This is a genomic window from Microcoleus sp. B6-A1, from assembly GCF_036705085.1.
Classification (GTDB): Bacteria; Cyanobacteriota; Cyanobacteriia; order Cyanobacteriales; family Microcoleaceae; genus Microcoleus.
Map to the genome: position 1 here is coordinate 60,277 of NZ_JAUBTU010000027.1, position 22,216 is coordinate 82,492.

At 46.5% G+C, this 22,216-nt stretch carries 19 protein-coding genes; 11 read left to right on the plus strand and 8 right to left on the minus strand.

Going from position 1 to position 22,216, the window contains the following annotated elements; genetic code table 11:
• Nucleotides 1-14 precede the first annotated feature (14 nt).
• The 3 genes from QUB11_RS12505 to QUB11_RS12515 form a co-directional block, all read right to left on the minus strand.
• On the minus strand, nucleotides 15-1,427 hold the full coding sequence (locus QUB11_RS12505) for an ABC transporter ATP-binding protein (protein WP_333203486.1): 1,413 nt from the start codon (nucleotides 1,425-1,427) through the stop codon (nucleotides 15-17).
• 269 nt (nucleotides 1,428-1,696) lie between these two features.
• Entirely contained in the window at nucleotides 1,697-2,548 is an 852-nt protein-coding gene (locus tag QUB11_RS12510) for an ABC transporter permease (RefSeq protein WP_445300770.1), read from the minus strand.
• Nucleotides 2,549-2,849: 301 nt separating this feature from the next.
• Nucleotides 2,850-3,389, minus strand: a complete 540-nt coding sequence (locus QUB11_RS12515; protein WP_333203488.1) for a hypothetical protein — start codon at nucleotides 3,387-3,389, stop codon at nucleotides 2,850-2,852.
• 71 nt (nucleotides 3,390-3,460) lie between these two features.
• Here QUB11_RS12515 and ruvB point away from each other — a divergent pair, with 71 nt between their 5' ends.
• Complete coding sequence (ruvB, locus tag QUB11_RS12520; RefSeq protein ID WP_333203490.1) at nucleotides 3,461-4,549, plus strand: Holliday junction branch migration DNA helicase RuvB; 1,089 nt, start codon at nucleotides 3,461-3,463, stop codon at nucleotides 4,547-4,549.
• Between the two features lie 399 nt (nucleotides 4,550-4,948).
• Here ruvB and QUB11_RS12525 read toward each other — a convergent pair whose 3' ends face one another.
• The gene (locus QUB11_RS12525; RefSeq protein ID WP_333203492.1) at nucleotides 4,949-6,280 is read right to left on the minus strand and encodes a TAXI family TRAP transporter solute-binding subunit; all 1,332 of its coding nucleotides are present in this window, start codon (nucleotides 6,278-6,280) and stop codon (nucleotides 4,949-4,951) included.
• 192 nt (nucleotides 6,281-6,472) lie between these two features.
• On the opposite strand from QUB11_RS12525, the gene recN reads away from it, so the two are divergent.
• The 9 genes from recN (at nucleotide 6,473) to QUB11_RS12570 (ending at nucleotide 18,946) form a co-directional block, all read left to right on the plus strand.
• Nucleotides 6,473-8,227: a DNA repair protein RecN gene (recN, locus tag QUB11_RS12530; protein WP_333203521.1), complete on the plus strand. Its 1,755-nt coding sequence runs from the start codon at nucleotides 6,473-6,475 to the stop codon at nucleotides 8,225-8,227.
• Between the two features lie 600 nt (nucleotides 8,228-8,827).
• The gene (locus tag QUB11_RS12535; RefSeq protein WP_333203494.1) at nucleotides 8,828-12,010 is read left to right on the plus strand and encodes a GAF domain-containing protein; all 3,183 of its coding nucleotides are present in this window, start codon (nucleotides 8,828-8,830) and stop codon (nucleotides 12,008-12,010) included.
• 453 nt (nucleotides 12,011-12,463) lie between these two features.
• Nucleotides 12,464-13,012, plus strand: coding sequence for an inorganic pyrophosphatase (locus QUB11_RS12540; RefSeq protein WP_333203496.1), 549 nt, complete (start codon nucleotides 12,464-12,466; stop codon nucleotides 13,010-13,012).
• 160 nt (nucleotides 13,013-13,172) lie between these two features.
• The gene (locus tag QUB11_RS12545) at nucleotides 13,173-14,480 is read left to right on the plus strand and encodes a serine/threonine-protein kinase (RefSeq protein ID WP_333203499.1); all 1,308 of its coding nucleotides are present in this window, start codon (nucleotides 13,173-13,175) and stop codon (nucleotides 14,478-14,480) included.
• A gap of 142 nt (nucleotides 14,481-14,622) precedes the next feature.
• Nucleotides 14,623-16,137 (plus strand): serine/threonine-protein kinase, encoded by a 1,515-nt coding sequence (locus tag QUB11_RS12550; RefSeq protein ID WP_333203501.1) that lies wholly within the window; start codon nucleotides 14,623-14,625, stop codon nucleotides 16,135-16,137.
• Nucleotides 16,128-16,382 (plus strand): hypothetical protein, encoded by a 255-nt coding sequence (locus QUB11_RS12555; RefSeq protein ID WP_333203503.1) that lies wholly within the window; start codon nucleotides 16,128-16,130, stop codon nucleotides 16,380-16,382. The genes QUB11_RS12550 and QUB11_RS12555 overlap by 10 nt, the downstream gene beginning before the upstream one ends.
• A 39-nt stretch (nucleotides 16,383-16,421) precedes the next feature.
• Nucleotides 16,422-16,934, plus strand: a complete 513-nt coding sequence (locus QUB11_RS12560) for an inorganic diphosphatase (protein ID WP_006634582.1) — start codon at nucleotides 16,422-16,424, stop codon at nucleotides 16,932-16,934.
• Between the two features lie 516 nt (nucleotides 16,935-17,450).
• Nucleotides 17,451-18,359 carry an MBL fold metallo-hydrolase gene (locus QUB11_RS12565; protein WP_333203505.1) on the plus strand — a complete coding sequence of 303 codons (909 nt, stop codon included), beginning with the start codon at nucleotides 17,451-17,453 and terminating at the stop codon, nucleotides 18,357-18,359.
• Nucleotides 18,360-18,379: 20 nt separating this feature from the next.
• Entirely contained in the window at nucleotides 18,380-18,946 is a 567-nt protein-coding gene (locus tag QUB11_RS12570) for a diheme cytochrome C (protein WP_333203507.1), read from the plus strand.
• Nucleotides 18,947-19,134: 188 nt separating this feature from the next.
• Here the strand turns inward: QUB11_RS12570 and QUB11_RS12575 are convergent, their stop codons facing one another.
• The 4 genes from QUB11_RS12575 to QUB11_RS12590 form a co-directional block, all read right to left on the minus strand.
• On the minus strand, nucleotides 19,135-19,398 hold the full coding sequence (locus QUB11_RS12575) for a hypothetical protein (RefSeq protein WP_333203509.1): 264 nt from the start codon (nucleotides 19,396-19,398) through the stop codon (nucleotides 19,135-19,137).
• A gap of 238 nt (nucleotides 19,399-19,636) precedes the next feature.
• Nucleotides 19,637-19,855 (minus strand): hypothetical protein, encoded by a 219-nt coding sequence (locus QUB11_RS12580; protein ID WP_333203511.1) that lies wholly within the window; start codon nucleotides 19,853-19,855, stop codon nucleotides 19,637-19,639.
• A 137-nt stretch (nucleotides 19,856-19,992) separates the two neighbouring features.
• Complete coding sequence (locus tag QUB11_RS12585; RefSeq protein WP_333203513.1) at nucleotides 19,993-20,553, minus strand: Uma2 family endonuclease; 561 nt, start codon at nucleotides 20,551-20,553, stop codon at nucleotides 19,993-19,995.
• 46 nt (nucleotides 20,554-20,599) lie between these two features.
• On the minus strand, nucleotides 20,600-21,058 hold the full coding sequence (locus QUB11_RS12590; protein ID WP_333203522.1) for a phosphodiester glycosidase family protein: 459 nt from the start codon (nucleotides 21,056-21,058) through the stop codon (nucleotides 20,600-20,602).
• A gap of 419 nt (nucleotides 21,059-21,477) precedes the next feature.
• Here QUB11_RS12590 and QUB11_RS12595 point away from each other — a divergent pair, with 419 nt between their 5' ends.
• Nucleotides 21,478-22,035, plus strand: a complete 558-nt coding sequence (locus QUB11_RS12595; RefSeq protein WP_333203515.1) for an HPP family protein — start codon at nucleotides 21,478-21,480, stop codon at nucleotides 22,033-22,035.
• Nucleotides 22,036-22,216 lie beyond the last annotated feature (181 nt).

Consider the following 22,216-nt stretch of genomic DNA (forward strand, 5'->3'; position numbering starts at 1 on the left):
GTTTTTACAGAATTTTAGATAACCTCTGTTGACTGCTCTTTCACTAGAGTATCAGCATTAACAACAGTTAAACACGGTTCGATCAGCAAGTCAACGATGCCGTTACCGCAGGACTCAGTACAAGACTGAACTCTAAACATCGCCACATCAACGCAGCGATCCAGATAAGTTAAATCTCCATCTACCGTTCCCACAACCCCAGCATTCAGAAAATAAACACCGGGATTCAGCAAACATTTAAAATGAAACTTCACTACAATTGTCGTTCCCGCTTCCACATACCTAACTGACTGAGTAGAAGCCTTCAAAGAAGCACCCGCCAACTCAAAACCGCTAATTGTTTTAATCAACATTCCAAACCTAACTTTGGAAGTTGACCGCGAGAAAGTGACAGAGTAAGTATAAATATAATCTTGACGACCGATCAAGTGATTTACCACATTTCCCTTCAGCGTCTCGATGTGGGGGTTGATAATTTCCGCTCCGCGAGACGGATACCTTACCGTATTCGACGGTATCATCCCCGGATCGTAAAATTCATCATAATATTCCTTGGGTTTAGAGAGGTGTTGCTCCGGTTTAACTTCCCTCTTTGTGCTTTCTAAATTAGCATCCTGAAGGTGGTCTAGATTTTCCTGTTTTGTCAGTTGGTTCAGAGCTCGAATATCTGACTTCAACCCCAGAACCTGATCCGGATCGGCATAAATCAGCTTTTGATACTTAGAAATTACCACCTTCGGCGTGTGAGCGAGCAGCAATTCACCGCTATCCATTAAAATCGCCGACGTACAAAGTTGCACCACAGAAGTAGCAGCGTGAGAAACAAATAAAATGGTTCCGCCACCTTCCTGAATGCTTTGCAAGCGGGCAAAACACTTGCGTTGAAAAGCTTCGTCCCCCACAGAAAGCGCCTCGTCAACCACCAAAATATCTGGCTCCACGCTAGTCGCAACGGCAAAAGCTAGCCTGACAAACATACCGCTAGAATAAGTCTTGACTGGCTGTTCGATGAAATCCCCAATATCAGCAAAAGCAGCTATATCGTCAAATTTTTCTTCAGTTTCTTTTTGATTGAATCCCAGTAACTGAGCGTTAAAAAACACATTTTGCCGCCCGGTAAATTCCGGGTTAAACCCGCTTCCGAGTTCCAACAAAGCGGAGACTCGCCCTTTAACATCCACGCTTCCTGCAGTAGGAGTCAGCGTCCCCACAATTATTTGCAGGAGAGTGCTTTTTCCCGAACCGTTGCGACCGACAATTCCCAGAGTTTGTCCTTGAGGAATTTCCAGATTGATGTCGTGTAGGGCCCAAAATTCGTCAGCCAGTTTTTTGCTGGGGTAAATAATTTCCTTTAAGCGGTCTCCTGGACGATCGTACCGCTTAAAGCATTTGGAAACATTTTTTAGTGAAATTACATTTTCTGTCATTGGCGGCAGTCAATCGATTTTAGATTTTAGATTTTAGATTTTAGATTTTAGATTTTAGATTGACTTTACAGCATATTCCAGGTTCATAAAGTACATTACCAGCTATATTTTGTGGTGTTAATCTGTAGGGTGCGTCGCTCCGAGATATTGAATAAAACTTGCCGATTTACGGGTGTATCCGCACCTTACTTGCTAGAAAATTGTGTTTACTACATATACATAGAATATGCTGTATATCTCAAACAAATTTACAGCATATCTCAATAAGTTTACAGCACGTCAGCAAAAGCGGGACGCAAACGCCGGTAAACCGCCAAACCTCCACAAAATATAGCAGCAGAAATTAGCGTGGCGACACCCCATTCGCCCCAATGCTTAACTTCTCCAAGCAGTATGAGGTCTCGGTAAACCTCCGAGATGGCGGCCATTGGATTCAGCCAAAATATCCACGCTCGCCACTCTTGGGGGATGATGGATGCTGGGTAGACGATCGGCGTCAAATAAAACCAAAAATTTAGAATAACACCTAATGTCTGAGGAATGTCTCGCAAAAATACAGTCAAGCCCGCTGTCAAATATCCCAAACCAGCAGTTATCAGCAACTGAGGTATCCACACCAGCGGCAGCAAGCATAAAGTAGCGTTGAGCTTTTGCGACGACACTGCTACTATCACAATCAAAGCTGCTAAACCCAGAGAACTTTCAATAAAAGCTGTAAAAATCGGCACTAGGGGCAACAAACCGAGAGGAAATACCACTTTTTTCACTAAATTCGGCTGTCCCACCACCGATACTCCCGACTTGATCAAACCGCTGGTGAAGGCAGTCCAAGGCAGCAAACCTGCAAACAACCAGACTCCAAATGTAATGTCGCTGTTTTCTGGGAAGCCTGCAAGGCTGAGCTTTACCTTGAGGACGATCGAAAATACGTATGTGTAAATCACCAATTGCGATAGCTGATTCAGCAGCGGCCACAAATTGCCCAGAATCGAGCCTTTGTATTGAGCTTCCAAGTCCCGGCGCACCAATGTTGCCAGCAGATTCAGCTTCGCCCACCGCTGGGGCGTACTTGCCTGCCGCCTGCCGCCCAGCCTTCGGGCCTTTTGGGCAACTCCTTTCACAGTTCTCTGCAATTTTTTCGCCCTCGTTCACTAGCTTCACACCTAAATCAACTCAAGCTACAATTGTGCAGCTTTTGCTAAACCGCAATTATTCCACAGCCCCGTCGTTTTGATCAAGGATCTGCCGCCCTAGCTTGGGCTTCTTCTTTCGGCGTTGCTTATTTACGGTATGAAACGTTAAATATGCCCCTCATAGAAACCAGTATCCACAAAGCTTTTGGATTTTAAAGTTATTTTTTTCATACCCTGATTAAGCAACGCCCTTCCTTCTTTCTTCTTTCCCCTTCCTTCGGAGGTTATTTTAGCCGATCGCCGATCGAACTGCCGAACCGATCGCCCGTTTTTGCTCGTCGTCGTAGCCCCACCGCCGGAAAAATTTTTCATACTCGCCGTTGGCACTGTGCAAACTTTCTAGCATTTGCGACGCTATAGTTTGACACGCTGCCATTTGCAGCATTTGAATTAAATTGCGCGATCGCTCCTGCACTCTAGCAGAATCGGCCGCCATTTCCTCCTTTTGCTGGCGAGAATGATGTACAACCATTGCCGCCGACATCGCCAAATTTTTCACCAGCAGTTCTGCTACGATCTCAGGAGCCGATCGCAGCGCCTCGACTACTCCGGGTGACGGGTGATCTGCCTCCGGTCGATCGTCCGTTAGATAGGTGACAAAAAACCCCCTAGCACCGTTCTGTGTTTTCACCAGAGATGTAACAGCTTGCTGGATGTCGGCTTGTAAAAGTCGATCGGCCTCCATGAACGACAGTAAAGATTGAGTCAGCTCGATCGCCCCCTCAAAAGTTATGCTTTCCGATGCTAATAAAGAAGATGGAATACTCATAACGAACTCAATAATTTTAAAGATTCTGCTAACAAGTGTAAACAATTCCCGCTGCTCGAACGCAGATAAATATGGCTATTATATCCTCCAAACAACAGCCCCCCGACCCAAATCTACCCGAAGACATAGCCCCAGCCCGTCGCAAAAAAGCCGTCAAACCCCAGCCGGAATCATTGCTAGAATCGCAAGAACTACCCGACGAAATCAACAGCAAACAAGACGACAAAATCCGACCTCAGCGTTTAGCTGAATACATCGGGCAAAAAGACTTGAGAGAAGTTTTGGCGATCGCAATTGCAGCAGCCAAATCTCGCGGCGAACCGATGGATCACCTGTTACTGTACGGCCCGCCCGGGTTGGGCAAAACCACAATGTCGCTAATTTTAGCAGCAGAAATGGAAGTTGAATGCAAAATCACCACCGCCCCAGCCTTAGAAAAGCCGCGAGATATTGTCGGATTGCTGATCAACCTCAAAGCAGGCGACGTGCTGTTTATCGACGAAATTCACCGCTTATCTAAAGTTACAGAAGAAATCCTCTATCCGGCGATGGAAGACTGTCGGTTAGATATTACGATCGGGCAAGGCAAAAGCGCCAAAATTCGCAGCATTCCCCTGAAACCATTTACCTTAGTAGGAGCAACCACAAAAGTCGGATCGCTGACATCTCCATTGCGCGATCGCTTCGGCTTGATCCAAAGATTGCGGTACTATGAAATAGACGAACTCAGCCTAATTGTCCAAAGAACCGCCCAAGTTCTAGACACTCAAATCACCCCAGAAGGAGCCACAGAAATTGCCCGCCGAGCTCGCGGAACCCCCCGGATAGCTAACCGCTTGCTGCGGCGAGTTAGAGACTACAGCGAAGTCAAAAATTTAAAGCCAATTGATGCCGAAGTTGCCTCACTCGCCCTCGAATTATTCAACGTCGATCCGCTAGGTTTAGATTGGACAGATAGGCGGATCTTGACAGCAATGATTGAGAACTTTAACGGTGGTCCAGTGGGATTAGAAACCCTCGCAGCTTCCACAGGAGAAGACACTCAAACCATTGAGGATGTATACGAACCTTATTTAATGCAAATCGGATTTTTGCAGCGGACAAATCGCGGGAGAATGGTAACGGTTGCTGCTAGAAAACACTTGGGTTTTATTGAATAAAAAAGGGAACCTGGGCATTGGTTATTGGTCATTCATTATTGGAGCCACTCCTAAATAACTAATAACTAATAACTAATGACTTACAGCGGTTCTCAAGCGTGGTGAGGTATGCCCACGGAGGCCTATGCCCTATGCCCTATAGTACCTCATCTTTCAGAGAAAGGCTATAGAACCCCTCTTATAAATTAAGTAGGGTGCGTACTGCGTACCTTACCGCTATAAGTAGTGTGAAACCACTTTTGGCATCCAGGAATGAACTAATAACCAATAAGCTGTTACGCATTTAAATGGGAAATTCGGGACAGGCTAGAAGCCCGTCCCACAAGAGTTTTATTGATTTTTGACACACAGTTTAAATGTATAACAGCTTAACCAATAACTAATAACTGCTAAGATAAATTATTTTTCCATTTTTTTTACTGCAGTTAAATCAGCTTTTAAATCATCGGAAACCCGTGACAAATTACGCAATACTTTTTCCCGATCTGCCGCAATTTTTAGAGCTGTTTCCCAAGTAAAAGTAAAAGAATGAAAAGAATCCGAATCAATTCTATCTTTATCCAAATCCTCCATAACTTGCTTAAAAATCTCAAATAACTCTTCTTGCAACCGATCTATTTCCTCAAAACTTCCGGCTTTGCGGATTCTTTGAATCAAATTTAGAATAATCAAATTAAACTTGTCAGCTCGATTTTTTTGTTTCTGCAAAAAGCGCGCTCGCAACTGCCAAAGCCAAGAAACAAAAAGAGTAAGAAACGAAAAGGACAAACCGATAACATCGGAATTTGCTGCTACGAAATCGGGCTTTTCGCGATCGTAATAAGCCTGAGCGCCGTCATGTATTGGTAGAGCAAAACTACCGCTTCTGGACGGCTCACTAATCATGGTCGCCAAACGATTAGCAGCCACCAAATTGCGGCGGCGATCGAACAAAATCTGCGTAATTTCCTTAACTATTTCCGGATCGACATCCTGACGAACCAACAGAGTAGCCTCCACCCCAACGGTAGGCAAATCCACATCTGGTACTGCTGGAGCGGCCTTGTAAGTACCCTTAGGAATCAAGTTAGCTTCGAGATAAGGCAACTTAATTTTCATCGCCGCCGCTTGGTCGATGGGCACCAACTTTGCCCGCGTATTTTGCAGCAAATCGCTAACCAAATCGCTCCCCGGAGGTAGCACCCGAAAAATAGCATCAGCCTCGCCGCTAGCAAACAACTTATTACCCTCAGCCCAAGAGCCAGGAGTAGACTTAAAATCGCTTGCTTTCAAACCGTAATGTTGGCTGACTAACCAAAAAGCACTGTAAGAACCGCTGCCTTTATCCATCAGCGCAATATGTTTTCCTTTTAAATCAGAAACGCTTTGAATTCCCGACTGTTCCGAAACAATTAAATGAAAAGCTTCCTTAAACAAAGAAGCAATTAGCCGCCCTTCAGGGACGGCCTCAGTATCGTTCTGAACTATAGCTAACTGAGCCTTATTTGCCTGAAGCAGGCGCATATTTTCCTTCGAGCCTTGAGTCTCAACAACTTTAATCCGCAGGCGCGGATTTTGTTGAATAACTACCTCAGCAATTGCTTGTGCGAAAGGATAATAAATCCCTGTCTTGTTTCCCGTCGCTATGGTTAATTCATAGACTCGCTGCTTGTCTTGGTGCAGATTCCACCCAAAAGCTCCAATCAAGACAACACTTAATAGAGCAATGGGAAACAGAAATTTATTTTGCATTAAGGTTGAGACTCCATAGAACGTGGCAAAATCAAAAGTATTCTCGATCAAAATGAAAATTGGACTCTGGAAATTCGACGCACCCGATAGTGGAGGAGCCAATGCCCGATGCCCGATGCCCGATGCCCGATGCCCGATGCCCAATTCCCAATTCCCAATTCCCAATTCCCAATTCCCAATTCCCCATCTTCCATGTTAATATCCCTCAGAATAGAAAACTTTGCCTTAATTGACTGCCTGGATCTAGAATTTGGCCCGAGTTTAAACGTATTTACAGGGGAAACCGGCGCCGGCAAATCGATTATTCTAGATGCGATCGATGCAGTTTTGGGCGGGAAAGTCGATCGCCGATCGATTCGCACCGGAGCAGCGCGGGCAATATTGGAAGCTACCTTTGAATTGGACAAAGCCGCAGCTTTGTGGCTGGGCGAGCAAGAAATCGAACCCATCGACGGAAATTTAGCCGTTTGCAGCCGGGAAATTAACGCATCAAGCGGTGCTCTACGCACCAGATCGCGCTTGAACGGAATTCTCGTCAACCGCCAGTTAATGGATCAACTGCGCGATCGGCTTGTCGAAATTACCGCCCAAGGCCAAACCGTCCACCTCGGACAAGAAACCCTCCAGCGAGAATGGCTGGATTTATACGGCGGCAAAAAGCTCACTGAAGCGCGATCGATCATCGCCTCCGCGTGGCTGGGAGCCAACAACGCCAAAACAGCCCTCAAACGCAGGCGTCAGTCGGAACAGCAGCGACTGCAAAGACTTGATTTGTTAGAATACCAAGTCCGAGAACTCGGCGAAGCCCACATCGAAGACGCCGACGAACTTGAACAGCTAGAACACGAATCAATCCGGCTGGGCCACGTCGTCGAATTGCAGCAGCAGAGTTACCAAGTCCACCAAGCCCTGTACCAAAACGAGGGCGACAGCGCATCAGCCGCCGACTTGTTGAGCAAAGCCGAAGTAATTTTAAGCGACATGGCGGTTTACGATGTGCAATTGCAACCAATCCTAGAAATGGTCAGCGATGCTTTAGCTCAAGCCACAGAAGCCAGTCGGCAAATTAGCAGCTACGGCGAACAATTAGAAGCAGATCCCGAAAGACTCGAAGAAGTAGAAGATCGGATTCGCGAACTCAAACAAATTTGTCGCAAATACGGGCCGCTCAAAGAAGCGATCGCCTACTATCAAAGCATTCAAAACGAACTAAATGAACTTTTAGAAGGAGGCGAGTCAATGGAAGCCTTAGAACTCGCATATCAGAACGCTTTAGAGCAATTAAAAGACGCTTGCACCCACCTCACTACCCTGCGGCGCGAAGCAGCCCTCAAACTAGAAACGCACCTCGTAGGAGAACTTAAGCCCTTAGCAATGGAAAAAGTGCAATTTCAAGTCGAAATCTCGCCTTGTACCCCAACCGCTACGGGTGCCGACCAAATCGCCTTTTGTTTCAGCCCCAACCCGGGCGAACCTTTGCAACCCCTGGGCGCGATCGCCTCTGGGGGAGAAATGAGCCGCTTTTTGCTCGCCATCAAAGCCTGTTTTTCCCAAATAGAAAGTGCCGGTACGCTGATTTTTGACGAAATCGACGCCGGAGTCTCCGGGAGAGTCGCTGGGGCGATCGCCAAAAAACTCTACCAACTCTCGGACAAACACCAAGTTCTCTGCGTCACCCACCAGCCGCTGATCGCCGCGATGGCTGATTTTCATTTTCGCGTCAACAAACAGACGATCGAAGCAGAACCAAGTATCGAGGAACCCGCAGCCAACTCTGAACCAGTCGAACGCACAGTAGTCAGAGTTGCCGCTCTCAACAGTGAGCAGCGGCGGGAAGAACTGGCCCAACTCGCTAGTGGCCGCTCAGCAACAGAAGCCATCGCCTTCGCTGAATCCCTGCTTGTCGAAGCCGCCGGATTGCGCCAAACTCAGTCCGCCAAACCCTGATCAGACCATCAAGCCGATCGGGGGGTTAAAAGGCGGAGTTTTTTCAGAGTCGGAGGTTACACTAAAAATGTCAACCGCAAATTTTACAAAAAAAAGTTCAAAGCCCCGTGAATTTAGTGGGATGAAAGCTAAGAGCAGCAAAATAGAGAGAAATTCTAGTTAAAAACCACAATTGTGTAGAGAAGGGCACACATCACTAGCAACTGGTAGTGTCACAATTGCGGCTAGTCCCACAAGGCCACCCCTCTTTCAGCAGTCCTCCCGCCAGTACGCATTCATGTTACTGGGGGCGATCGGCTCAAAGAGTGGCAGAACCTACTTAAACCAGGTACGCACAATGTCAAAATCAGTTAATAAACCCTTTAAACAAGATTCGCGATCTCTAAAAAGATTGCAGCACTCCCACCGCCTCGTTACTCTCCCACCCTCCCTTGGGCAGCAAGGTCAACTGAATTTCCCTTGCCTTGTGGCCGGAGTTCTGTAAACTGGGAAATACTTTCACACATACTTGAGTCTTGTGCGACAAGTGACTCACTAATCAACTTCCCCGCTCTCTTGGCTTAGAGACTAACCCTTACACTTAAGCTTCTGTAAAGGTCTATGAAATCTGCATCTTCCACCAATTACTCTTCTCTGGACAACGTGATTGATGTCGCTGTTGTCGGCGGTGAAAATCATCATCAGGAAAATTATTCTCCCCCGGAAATTAGGAGCAGTGCAATTATCCCGCGCCAAGGAAACCTCTCTGGCATTCTCGACCTTCTAAATAAGCAAAGTTTCACAGTAGTAGTTAAGGAAGTAGAAGACAAACTTAAGGTTGTCAATCAAACCCTGGGAATGCTCGACAATATCCTGGAGAGCGAGGGATTTGATGCCATCCTCAACGAGATGTTGCAGTCGATTACCCTCAAAACAGGGGAATTGCTGAATGCCGATCGCAGCACGATATTTTTATTAGACGACGAAAAAAATGAACTGTGGGCGATCGTCGCTAAAGACGAAAATGGCAAAAACCTAGAAATCCGAGTTCCGGCCCACGTGGGTATTGCAGGAGAAGTAGCCACGTTCCAAAAAGTGGTTAATATCCCTTACGATTTTTACAACGACGAACGATCGGCTAACGCCAAAAAAACTGATGAAAAAACGGGCTACCGCACTTATACAATGCTGGCAATGCCCCTGATTAATGAAGACACAAAAGAGTTAGTAGCAGTTGTTCAACTGATTAATAAACTAAGACCAAACCACGAAAAATACCCGACTTTAGACGAACAAATAGACAGGCACGGATTTACGAAAGAAGACGAACAAGTTTTTAAAGAATTTGCTCCCTCGATTCGCCTAATTCTAGAATCTTCCAAATCTTTCTACGCAGCAACTCAGAGACAACGAGCAGCAACGGCGCTGATGAATGCCGTCAATGCTCTTTCTCAGAGCAGTTTAGACTTAGAAGATACCCTAAAAAGGGTGATGGATCAGGCCCAAGAACTCATGAATGCCGATCGCAGCACCCTGTGGCTGATCGACGAAGAGAAAGACGAACTGTGGACTAAAATCCCGATGGGCGGCAACCTGAAAGAAATTCGCATACCCAGAACCGCAGGTTTTGCAGGCATCGTCGCCCAATCTAGCGAACCGCTGCTGATTCCCTTTGACGTGTACGACGACCCCCGCGCCGCCACTTCCAAAGAAGTAGATCAAAAGTCGGGCTACCGCACTTGCAGTATGCTTTGTATGCCAGTCTTTAACTCGGACAAAAAATTGATTGGCGTCACCCAATTAGTTAATAAAAAACGACAAGGAGAATTCCCCCCCTACAACCCGGAAGATTGGCCTCACGCCCCCGAACAGTGGAAAGCGAGTTTCAATCGCAACGACATGGAATTTATGAAGGCGTTTAACATCCAAGCAGGAGTCGCGCTGCAAAACGCCAAACTGTTTGCCGAAGTCAAACAGCAAGAACAAAGACAAAAAGATATGCTGCACGCCTTGACTAACGGCGTGATTTCTACCGATAAAAAAGGCAATATAGTAGCGACAAATCCCAGTGCCAAAAACTTACTGGGTGTTAGCGATGCAGAATTAGCCGAAGGTCAATCTTTACGTGAGTTAATTAAGTTAGAAAAAGGCGATTTTGCCAAATGGTTTGATGCGTCTTTGTCTCCCGAAGACGATAAAGACCGCCAGCAGTATTACCCCGATCAAGTTTTGCTGACCTTGGAAGGAGAGGGGCAGAGTATCAATCTCTCGATTAATTCAATGACTGACGCTACCGACCCCAACAAGGTAAACGGCGCGTTAGTCGTCATGGAAGATATTAGCAGCGCCAAGCAAATCAAAAACTTGATGTACCGTTACATGACGCCAGAAGTAGCCGAAGCTTTGTTAGCTTCAGGGGATACTGGATTGGGCGGTAAGCGCAAAAACGTTTCGGTGCTGTTCTCAGACATTCGCAGCTATACCACACTTACGGAAAAATTGCAAGCCGAAGAAGTGGTAGTGATGCTGAATAAATATTTTGAAGTGATGGTAGATGTCGTATTCGAGTACGGAGGGACTCTCGACAAATACATCGGCGACGCTCTGATGGCAGTTTTTGGCTCTCCAGCGCCCCTAGAGGATCATGCTTGGTGCGCCATGCAAACTGCAGTGAAAATGCGGGAAAAACTGGCTGAGTTCAATCAAGATCGCGTGGCACATGGCGAATTGCCGATCGGCATTGGTATGGGCGTGCATTCCGATGAAGTTGTCAGCGGCAACATCGGTAGTAGCAAACGCATGGAATTGACTTCGATCGGAGACGGCGTTAACCTCGCCTCTCGCTTAGAAGGCGCTAGCAAGCAGTACGGCACCGACTTGATCATCAGCGACAATACTTACCGAGATTATGCCGATCGGCTGTACGTGCGAGAACTCGACTTTATTACTGTCAAAGGCAAAAGCGAACCTGTAATCGTTTACGAACTCGTCGGCATCCGCGAGGGATACTCGCCAGTGGGCAAGTCACTAACCGAAACACAGCAACAAATTATAGAACATTACACGAAGGGGCGCGAACATTACAAAACTCCAGTCAGCCAAAGACTCTCAGAAAGTGAGGTGAAAAACATCTTAAAGGATGTCGCCGAAATGCCAGAGGCAGAGATTAAGAAACTGTCCTACAATCTAGAGCAACAGTTGGAACACGAACTAAGGAAGCTGTTATATCAACTGAAAAAGCTGTCAGAGTACGACCCGAAAAACCTGTCCGAAGCAGACAAACTCATCGTACTGTTGCAGCCAGAAATCCAACTGCTGAAATTGGAAGGCATCAAAAACCTCTCGGAAGACGAAGCGAAAATGCTGCTGCAAGCAAAAATCAAGCCCCTATCAGCAGACGATATTAAATACTTGCAAGAAGGCGAAGTCAAAAAGCTGTTGGAAGCAGACATCTTAGAACCATCAAATCCCCAAATCAAGCGGCTGAAACCGGCAGAGATCAGGCAGCTATTGCAGGCGAAAATTAAAAGTCGCGCCTGCGAGACAGTTGCAGAAATGTTAGATGAGGAATTTGAAAACCTGGGACTCGATCGGGTGAAAAAACTGCTGAGCGAGTTTAAGAAAGCCTTAGAACCAAAAGCCAAGCAAGCCTTTAAAGACGCTGAACGCGAATTTAACGCCGTTCTGGAAGTTGACCCGAAAAACAAGGCAGCTAAATTGCACGTCGATCGCTGTATGTTATTTCAACATCGGTTTTCAGACGTACTCAACTGGGATGGTGTGTGGAATCTCACAGAAAAATAGCAGTAGCCCACAGCAAATCCTCGCGGTGGTGCCAGGGTTCGGGGTGGGGGCGATCGCGATCGGGGGTGCGCCTCCCATCCCACCACCAATTAACCTTAATATCCTATTGAGGTAATTGTAAATAAGCTCCAACAGGTATTATGGTTATATAACGGGATTTGAATTTGCAAGCGAGATGCGGGGGTTTCGCCCTACGTGTTTCGTTCGCACTACCTACGGCAACAAACTTAGCACTTCTATTATTTGAAGCGCTTAAAAATAGTTATGACTGGCTGCAGCGTTACCCGGTTTCTGAGAAAAATCTTGGAGAAAGGCGACGAAACATCCGCTCAAAAACCGGGTTTCTCACCCCGCCCGCGTAAGTCTTAATAGCGTTAGCGGCTCCTAACAAGAGCTTCCTTCGCAGATAGTCAATGTTCTAGTCTTAGATATAGAAAACCACTAGCGTCAGTTATGGATAATTGGAATTCGCAATCGGGAGATGTTGAGTGGGTAGATCAGGTTTACCAACTATTGCTGGAGATTGCTCGGAGCTCGCTGTCAGATATCCCCAGAATCCCGGAAAACATCACTGTTAAGGCTATCCCTCTGATCCAGAAGGTACAAAGCATTCAGCAAAGACCTGACGGGCAAGTGTTCAAATCTGGTTCCTTTTCAGTCAACGATCACGAATGGGTCGATCGAGTCTGCCAACTATTGGTAGAACTAACCAGCGCGTCTTTGTCGGAACAGCCAAAAATGCCGGAAAACCTGGCGGGCAGATCTTTAGCCCTCGCCGATAGAGCACAAAAAATTAAAGAAGATATCGAAGAAAATGCAGCCCAAACCCCAGCAGATGAAGATGAAAATTCCTTACAGTCTCCAGACGAGCTGCTTTCCCTCTTGCACCACAGTTTGAAAACTCAGCGCGCCAAAAGCTACAACCCCGATGCCCCCGAATGGCAGCAAGTCTTGAGTCTGCTCGACGTAGTGCAGTCACTTTACAAGCAAATCCAAAATTAAATTCCAGCTTAACTCAGGCGCGTCTTGATTGTGCCAGAAAGCTGGCTTTTAAAGGCGGTTGCTATTTGACATAAAATTTTTTTTGCCCTAGCCCAAACATTTCCGATTATTGCGCTTTTGTCAACTACACTAGGTTTAATCGGTTCTAGGGCAAGAGAACATGAGCGGAGAAAACATCGGCGATTTGTCAAAAGAAATATTAGCCGATCGCTATCAGTGCGATCGGCGGCTCGGCAAGCAAGCAGGAAGGCAAACCTTACTCGCCCGCGACTTAAAAACCCAAAAGCAAGTAGTAGTCAAACTCCTGTCATTCAGCAGCGACTTTAACTGGGAAGACTTAAAACTGTTCCAGCGAGAAGTCGAAACCTTAAAATCCCTATCCCATCCCGCAATTCCCCGATATCTAGACTCCTTTGAAATCGACACCCCCAACCGCAAAGGATTCGCCCTAGTTCAGACTTACATCGCAGCCAAATCCCTACAAGAATATCTCTCAGACGGCCGCACCTTCAGCGAAAGCGAAGTCAAACAATTAGCCACAGCATTATTAGACATCCTCGCCTACCTGCACCAGCGACAGCCCCCAGTCATTCACCGCGACATTAAACCCAGCAATATTTTACTCAAAAATCGATCGGGAAACAGCGTCGGCGAAGTCTACCTAGTCGATTTCGGTGCAGTTCAAACCCTAGCAACCCAACAAGGAAAAACAGTCACCGTTGTCGGAACTTATGGCTATATGCCGCCCGAACAATTTGGCGGCAGAGCAGTTCCAGCTTCCGACTTGTACAGCTTGGGAGCAACATTAATCGCCTTAATTACCAAGCAGCATCCTGCCGACTTGCCACAGCAAGATTTGCAGATTGAATTCGAGCAATTCACCCAACTAAGTCCCGCTTTTACCAATTGGCTGAAGTGGATGACGCATCCGAGTTTAGAATGCCGTCCCGCCTCAGTCCAAATAGCCAAAGAAGTTCTAGAAAAACCACAGGAAATAAATAAATATTCCCAGACATTGAGACTGGGAAAAACGCTAGATACCTCTAGGTTGTTCAAGAATGCGATCGGGCGCAGCACTTGGATGGGCACTCTAGGTGTAGGAGCTTGTGCAGCAATTTACGGAACCTTTATTTTTCCGGTAGTGGCGACAATTTTAGGAGGATTTATCGGTCTTTTTCTCGGCTTGCTGCTGGGGTTGGGGAACGGAATAATCGTAGGAATTGTGACGCGCTTGTGGTTTTTTCCCCTAACTAATCCCAAACTTCACCGACAGGTTTTAACTGCAATTAGTATTGTACTCTGTACCTCGATAAGCATCGTCTACTTTCGGATAATGGATTGGAATAAGCTAAACGATTTGAGTTTTGAGATTATTTTCGTGCTAGCACCGTCGCTAATTGCAGGACTGTCAATGGGGGCAAGTAGCAAGTCTATTGCCCGGTGGTATCAAAAAGAAAGTGGACTGTAATCTAAAATTTACAGTTCTGGACTCACTCCGAGCAAATAAACCGGGTTTTTACGAAAAGACGCATTACAACCGCCAGACTCGCTAAACAACCCGGTTTCTGAACCCCGACGCTCCCCTCACACTCAAATTAATGTAAAAAAATATGACCAGCAAAATATTAGCAGAACGCTACGAAGTGCAGCGACAACTAGGAAAACAAACTGGTCGCCAAACGCTGCTGGCTCGTGACTTACAAACTCAAGAATTAGTTGTCATCAAACAGCTATTCCTCGGCAGCGATTTTGAATGGCAAGACCTCAAGCTATTTGAACGGGAAGCGGAAACTTTAAAAGCACTTTCTCACCCAGCAATTCCGCGCTACCTCGATTACCTGGAAATTGACGAACTAAACAGTAAAAGCTTTGCGCTGGTACAGACTTATGTAGAGGGAAAAACTTTGCAAGAGCATTTGCGATCGGGGCGTACTTTTAGCGAAAGCGAGGTAAAACAATTAGCTAAATCGCTGTTAGCAATTTTGAATTATTTGCACAAGCAAAATCCGCCTGTTATTCACCGTGACATTAAACCCAGTAATATTTTACTGCACAGCAGATCAGGTAACTCGGTCGGACAAGTTTATTTAGTTGATTTCGGTTCGGTGCAGAACCAAGCTGCAAAATTTGGCGGCACAATTACAGTAGTGGGAACTTACGGGTATATGGCACCGGAACAATTTGGCGGGCGCTCGGTTCCGGCTTCTGACCTCTACGGTTTAGGTGCAACTTTAATTTATTTGGTAACGGGTTTGCATCCCACCGAACTGTCGCAGCAGGATTTGAAAATTCAATTTGCCGATCGGGTACCGCAGGTCAATCCTAATTTAATAGATTGGCTGGAGTGGATGACAGAACCAAGTTTGTCCAAACGGTTATCTTCGGCTAGGGAAGCATGGCGAGGGCTTAAAAATCCCCGCCTGATCAACAAAAATCCTATGGTGGTGCTGCAGCCACAAGGCAGCGATATTAAACTTACAAAAAACTCCGAGTTTATAGAAATTGTAATTCCGCCACCAGGCATCGGTTTTGGTTTAATTGCCACGCTTTCGGCTGTGGTATCTGCGAGTCCTGTCTCATTTATAGCAAGGGATATGTTGAGCGATGCGTTAAAGATAAATCCCCAATTTTTTATAATAATATCAGGAAGTTTGTTATGTATGGCAGGACTAAAGTTGATATTTGCACTATTTCGAGAAAGGCGCCTCAGAATCGATAGCCAGCAAATCTCCTGTAGCAGCCATCTACTGGGGTTGAGATGGAATCATGCCAAGCCATCTCCCAGAAACGAGATTTGCCAGTTGGAAATTCAACAACGTGAATATAGAAACAGCGGTATTGGTGTAAAAGTTATAAAAGTTATAAAAGTTATGATTTTTGCTTTTTCAATCCCTAGAGAGTTATATCAAGCGGCATCATTACTTATGCAGAAGCGCCACTCGGAAGTGAGATTAGGGAAAGTCTATCAGATGATAGTTCAAGCAGGCAACCACAAATATCAGTTAGGAGAGAAGGAGGGACTAAGTGAATCAGAAATCAAGTGGTTAGCAACAGAACTAAGCCAGTGGTTGGGATTGAAAATTAAAATAATTTTGACAGACGGTAAACAGAATAAATGGTTCTGAACATATCTCCCTCGCCCAAACAAAGCATTCCCCTCTCAAACTGTGGGATGGGCGTCCCGCCCGTCCCCTCTCTCTTGTGTGGGATGGGCGGGACGCCCGTCCGCTCTCTTTTGTGTGGGATGGGCGGGACGCCCGAAAGCGTGTATTCTCCCAGCCGGCGACACACTCCCCCGCTTTCGGTCAATCTCATGCAGCCGAAAGGCCCGATCGCCCGTAAAATGCTATCAAAGGGGTTTGGCAAGTAGCACTCTCCCCCGAAGATCTGTTAACTTGGAGATATTGTTGTGGACTTATCGCTAATTCCGGCACAGCCGAAACCAGGACTGCTCAACGTCCTCATCGAAATTACCGCCGGTAGCAAAAACAAGTACGAATTTGATAAAGACTTACAAGCCTTTGCTCTCGATCGGGTGCTTTCTTCCTCAGTCCAATATCCGTGCGACTACGGCTTCATACCCAATACCTTAGCCGATGATGGCGACCCCCTCGACGGCATGGTCATGATGGATGAGCCCACATTTCCAGGGTGCATAATCGCAGCCCGTCCGATCGGAATGCTGGAAATGATCGACGGAGGCGACAGGGACGAAAAACTTTTGTGCGTTCCCGACAAAGACCCCCGCTATGCTCACTATAAGTCCCTCAAAGACGTAGCCCCCCACCGCTTGGACGAAATAGCCGAATTTTTTAGAACCTACAAAAATTTGGAGAAAAAAGTCACGGAAATTCTGGGTTGGCAAGATGTTGATCAAGTCATGCCCTTAGTGGAAAAGTGCATCGCAGCCGATCGCAAATAAGCCCCTAGCCCGCACTCCTCGACTGCAACCCGACTAAAAACTCAGAGGGCCGAACTTAAGGCGATGCTGCACGTCAGGCGATGCAGTCGAGGAACGGGTAGCTAGAAGGTCAAATCCGTCGTCAATGCCGAGTCACCGGAACAGCATTCCCCAAAACCCCGCCCCTGCCCCAATCTTGAAAAAAATACTACTCCTAGAGTAAGATGAAGCGCGAATTATACCCCAGAGGAATGCGTTCTACGTTTGAGGAAATTTTACCCTAACACTTAGAGCGATCGGCGCTATCTTAATCTCAGAACACAGAACACGCCGGGCAGCCCGCAGGGTGCAAAAAATAATCTCTCAAGCGTGACATCTCCTACACCAACCGGTACGGTTTAGGCTTGTAATAGCCCAAGTGTGCGGCACTCGAATGGTTTCCCGATCCAGCGCTTTATTATAGTACAGATTGCTAAAAACTAAAAAGTAAAAACTAAGATTTCAACTCCCAAGTTCCTGCCGCCAAAACTAAAAAAAATGCCAGATTCCGCACCCTCTCTAGCCAATCCACAGCCCTCCGATCGCAAAGCCACTATGGAAAATAGTCCTTTGACCGAGTTTGTCGTTCAGTTTTGGGGCGTGCGGGGCAGCATCGCCACCCCCGGCACCAAAACACTGCGCTACGGAGGCAACACCTCCTGTGTAGAAATGCGCTTGGGCAAAAAACGCCTGATCTTTGACGGTGGTACGGGCCTGCGAGTTCTGGGCCTCAATCTGCTGCGGCAAATGCCGGTGGAAGCCCATATGTTTTTTAGTCATACTCACTGGGATCACATTCAAGGGTTTCCGTTTTTTACTCCCGCCTTTATCCCAGGGAACTGCTTTCACATTTACGGTGCGATCGCCCCCAACGGCACTACAATCAAACACCGTCTTGCCGACCAAATGGTGCACCCCAATTTTCCCGTCCCCATCCAGGTGATGCAGTCAGACCTCAAATTCAACGATTTGACGCCTGGGGATATTATCGAACTCGACGATGTGAAAATAGAAACGGCACTGCTGAACCATCCCAACACCGCGATCGGATATCGAGTCACCTGGCAGGGACACACGGCCGTCTACTGCACCGATACAGAACATTTTCCCGATCGCCTCGACGACAACGTGTTACACCTAGCTCGCAACGCCGACGTGCTGATTTACGACGCTAACTACACCAACGAAGAGTATTACAACTTCAAAACCCCGAAAGTCGGTTGGGGACACTCGACTTGGCAAGCAGGAGTAGAAATAGCGAAAGCTGCTGGAGTCAAAAAGATCGTGATGTTTCACCATGATCCGGGTCACGACGACAATTTTCTTGATGGCGTAGAAGCAGAGGTGCAGGCAGCGTTCGCCAATAGCTGCTTAGCCCGCGAAGGCATGAGCATACCAGTGATTTAACCAAAAATAAATTCAGAATTATGAAACAGGAAAAACCCCGCAAACGTCGCAGAGTAGGCTTGCGGGGGCTTTACTCAACGTTGCTAGTGTTGATAATTATCTGCTGTACCTGCGGCGGATGGGTTGCAGCTCAGACTGCCTATTCTCGCACTCCCGCGCGACTTGCTCAGGTGTCTTCGATCGAGGATACTGGTACGGTCGATCGCATCCCCGAACGCTACCAACTCGGACAGCAACTGTACCTAGAAAACTGCGCCACCTGTCACATCGCTTTACCGCCGCAAGTCTTACCTACAGAAACTTGGCGCCGATTGCTGCAAGATTCCCAACACTACGGACAAACCATCAAACTGCTAGTAGACCCGCCCCGCCTGCTAGTCTGGAACTACCTGCAAACTTTTTCCCGTCCCCAAGCCAAAGACGAAGAACTCGCCTACCGAGTCGCCAGTTCTCGCTATTTCAAAGCACTGCACCCCAAAGTCAAATTGCCACAACCTGCAAATATCAGCAGTTGCGTTACTTGTCATCCCGGTGCATCTAAATACAATTTCCGCAATCTTACCGCCGAGTGGCAAAACTCTCCGTAGGGAATGCAGGACTTATCCAAAAACGATTGAGTAGGGGGGTTATGGGGGCAGTTTGTGGATTGGGTGTATCGCCCGACTGCGGATGAGGAGATTTTAGGGCAACCGGAGGAAATTGATACGGCGACACCCGCGACGAGCCACATCAAAGCAGGAAACTTTTAACCTCCACAGACCAAAACCCTACACCATTACTCATCGTCACGTTCTTCTTGCAGAACATACTCAGGGCGAAACGATTCAGGCCATGAGTTCAAATCATCGCAGTCAATTTTTGGCTCAAAGGGGAACAGGTTAACCCGCTTGCGTTCGCCCTCCACAACTTCCTCAATTGTGAAGGACGCTTCGTAGAAAATGGGCTTGAGATAACGTTGGGGAATATAAGCGTAAACTATGGCTTCGGGGTCGTGTTCTGCCAAAGCCTCCATCAACTCTTTTACGGTCATGCTTTCCATGTATGCTCATTCCTCGCTAAATTACCCGCTAAAGTAACAGAAAATCTTTGCTCTTCCCAACTTGCCCCTAATTGCACCCCAACATTATAGGGCAAAACATTAACACGCTTCTCCTGTATCCAGTAACCCCATAACCTCAACAGAACGATTTTGATAAATTAGTGTTAAAGGCAGATACGGAACATCAGCTAAAACACAAAATTCATCTCGTTTATGTTGAAAAGAATATCACCTACCCTTAAACATTTTGAGTTGGCTTATTTTCTGTTTCTACTAACTGCATCAATTGCTCGGCGGCACTATTAGACGTATGCACTGAATACATAATTTCGGCAGCTTCATTACCCATTACAATTCCTTCTTTTTTCGCTAATTCAGCGATTAAAAACTGCATAATTTGAAAGTTTGCGGCACGGGATAACTGACGAAGTTGGGCTAATAATTCAATATTTGACATAAAACGCCCTTGAATTCCTTTTTCTCTTTTACCAAAACTTTGAAATTTAAACCCCTCCCAAAGATTTTGGTTTTAACTCTTTATCTGCGTCCATCTGCGTTTATCGGCTCCATCTGCGGTTAAAGCTCAAACACAAACTAAACAGGCAAAAACAGTTCTGAAAAGCTAATTTCAATCTCAGGAAAAGCTAGCATTCTAATTGCAGCATTATCTGCAACAACTATCTCAGATTGATAGCCTCCCGGTGCAGGATTCCGATAAATATATGCCTCGCGGGCCGCTACATCTAATATCCAATATTCAGCGATATTTGCTCTCGCATAAATCGGGGCCTTTTCCCGGCGGTCAATTTGTAAGGTCGAGTAGGAAACTTCAATTAACAGCAAGATTTCGCTAGGATTTGGGTGATGGTCGCGATAATCTCCCGGATCGATACAAACAATAGCTATATCTGGTTCCGGTTCCGAAGTTGCTAAAGTAATTGGCAACTGCACGCGAATTAATGCTAAATCTCTTAGCAGGTGTTGTAGATATCGATCGCTGCGTTGGGTTGTAGCAGCATGGGGTGGAGTTTGTGCGCTCATTTCAACAATTCTCCCATCTAGCAATTCAATCTTATCACCTTCTGTGAGAATGCCAGCTTCAATCATGCGGTGATATTCTTCGACTGTCCAAGTTCTTTCTTTTGTTGCTGTCATAATCTTTGCCTGCAAAAGCTTACTTCATATTATAGTAATTGCCGATTCAATCAAAAAACACTGGTTTGTCCGGTGCTGGTCGAGATCCCTTTTGAAAGCGTTCCCAAGACTGTTTTAATTGAGCAGGATCTGGATATTCGCGATGGTAAACCACCAGGACATTCGTCAAATTCCGTCCCGGCGGCAATAAAATCTGCCCTTGATGAGCCAAACCCACGGAAGCACCACCGTCCAAATTCATCGCTTCAAAACAGCCGTAGCACGGGCGAGGGCGGGACGCCATCGCTTGCATAACTTTAGCTTCTGCTTCCAAAGACAAACTATCAAAAAAAGTTACCAAAAATAACTTATCTCTCGAAGCGGGAAAGCCGATCGCCGTTCTCGAACCCACGCCCACAACATGAGAATCTTTAAAACCTTCCGATAAAGGAGACAGCCAAACTTTCCCCCCTTTAACCAATCTCGGCCCGCAAGTCAAAGAAAACCAATATTGACTCCAATCCAGCTTACGCTTACTGGGCCTGGCACCTTACAAATAACCTCTCGCTTTACCCTCATCAATAACTCTGACGGCTAACGGTGAAGTTTTGCGACTGCCGATAACGTCTGTTGCCAAACCGACCAAACTCGCTAGTCAGTTCCAACTGAGATGTTGCACCATTGTCAATAAGCCTTTGATGAACGGGCTCTGGGGCCCGTTCCACAAGAGGAAAATCTACTCTTTGTGGAACAGGCGGGAAAGCCTGTTAAGAGAGAATGGTGCCCGATGTGAGTTCCAACCGAGTGGTTAGCAGCAGCTTGAGTAGCCTAGAAGTAAAAAATCTGTGCCTTTAGCTACTTTTTGACAAATTGTTATGATATCTTAACTTTAGCGGAGGCTAGTTCCGACAATTTAAGAAGCCTGGTTATCAAGTAACCTGATTTATGATAGACCGTAAAAAAATTCAACTGAAATGGGAAAGTTATTGGTTTAAAACCTTTGGGAGATGGCGATCGTGTCCATTAGCCTGCCCAATAGACAGACCTCATCCTCGGCATATTGTTTGGAGTTGGATTGGCAGTTTTTTGGCAATTACTGCAACGTCCTATCTGGCTGTAAAAACTAATTCTCCTTTACTAATGGCTCCGTTTGGCGCTACAAGCGTTCTGATCTTTGGTGTCCCTGAGAGCCCTTTGGCTCAACCCCGGAATGTCATTGGGGGCAATTTCTTAGCTGCTCTCACCAGTTTAATGATTCTGCATTTTGTCGGTTCTTCTCCTTGGGCGATGGGAATGGCTGTTTCTAGTGCGATCGGCATTATGCAGATTACCAGAACTCTACATCCGCCTTCGGGAGCAGTTGCCTTAGTCGTCATGATGACCCAACCAGACTGGAAATTTTTGCTAACACCTGCTTTTGAGGGCTCAATAATCTTGGTCTTGTGCGCCGTCATCTTTAATAATTTAGCGGCAGAAAGGACGTATCCCAACCACTGGTTATAGCATTGTCTCTAATTCTCTCATCCTTCCCTTGGGATCACTACCCAAAATCTGGATGCTCCCTCGATTCCTTCTTCCTTTTTCGTTCTTTCTTCCATCCGTTAGATCCCACATTCCGCACCCCCAACTGGCACATACGCGGATTGAGGGGGTAAAAGTGAATCATCCGAGACAAAGCGTGAGT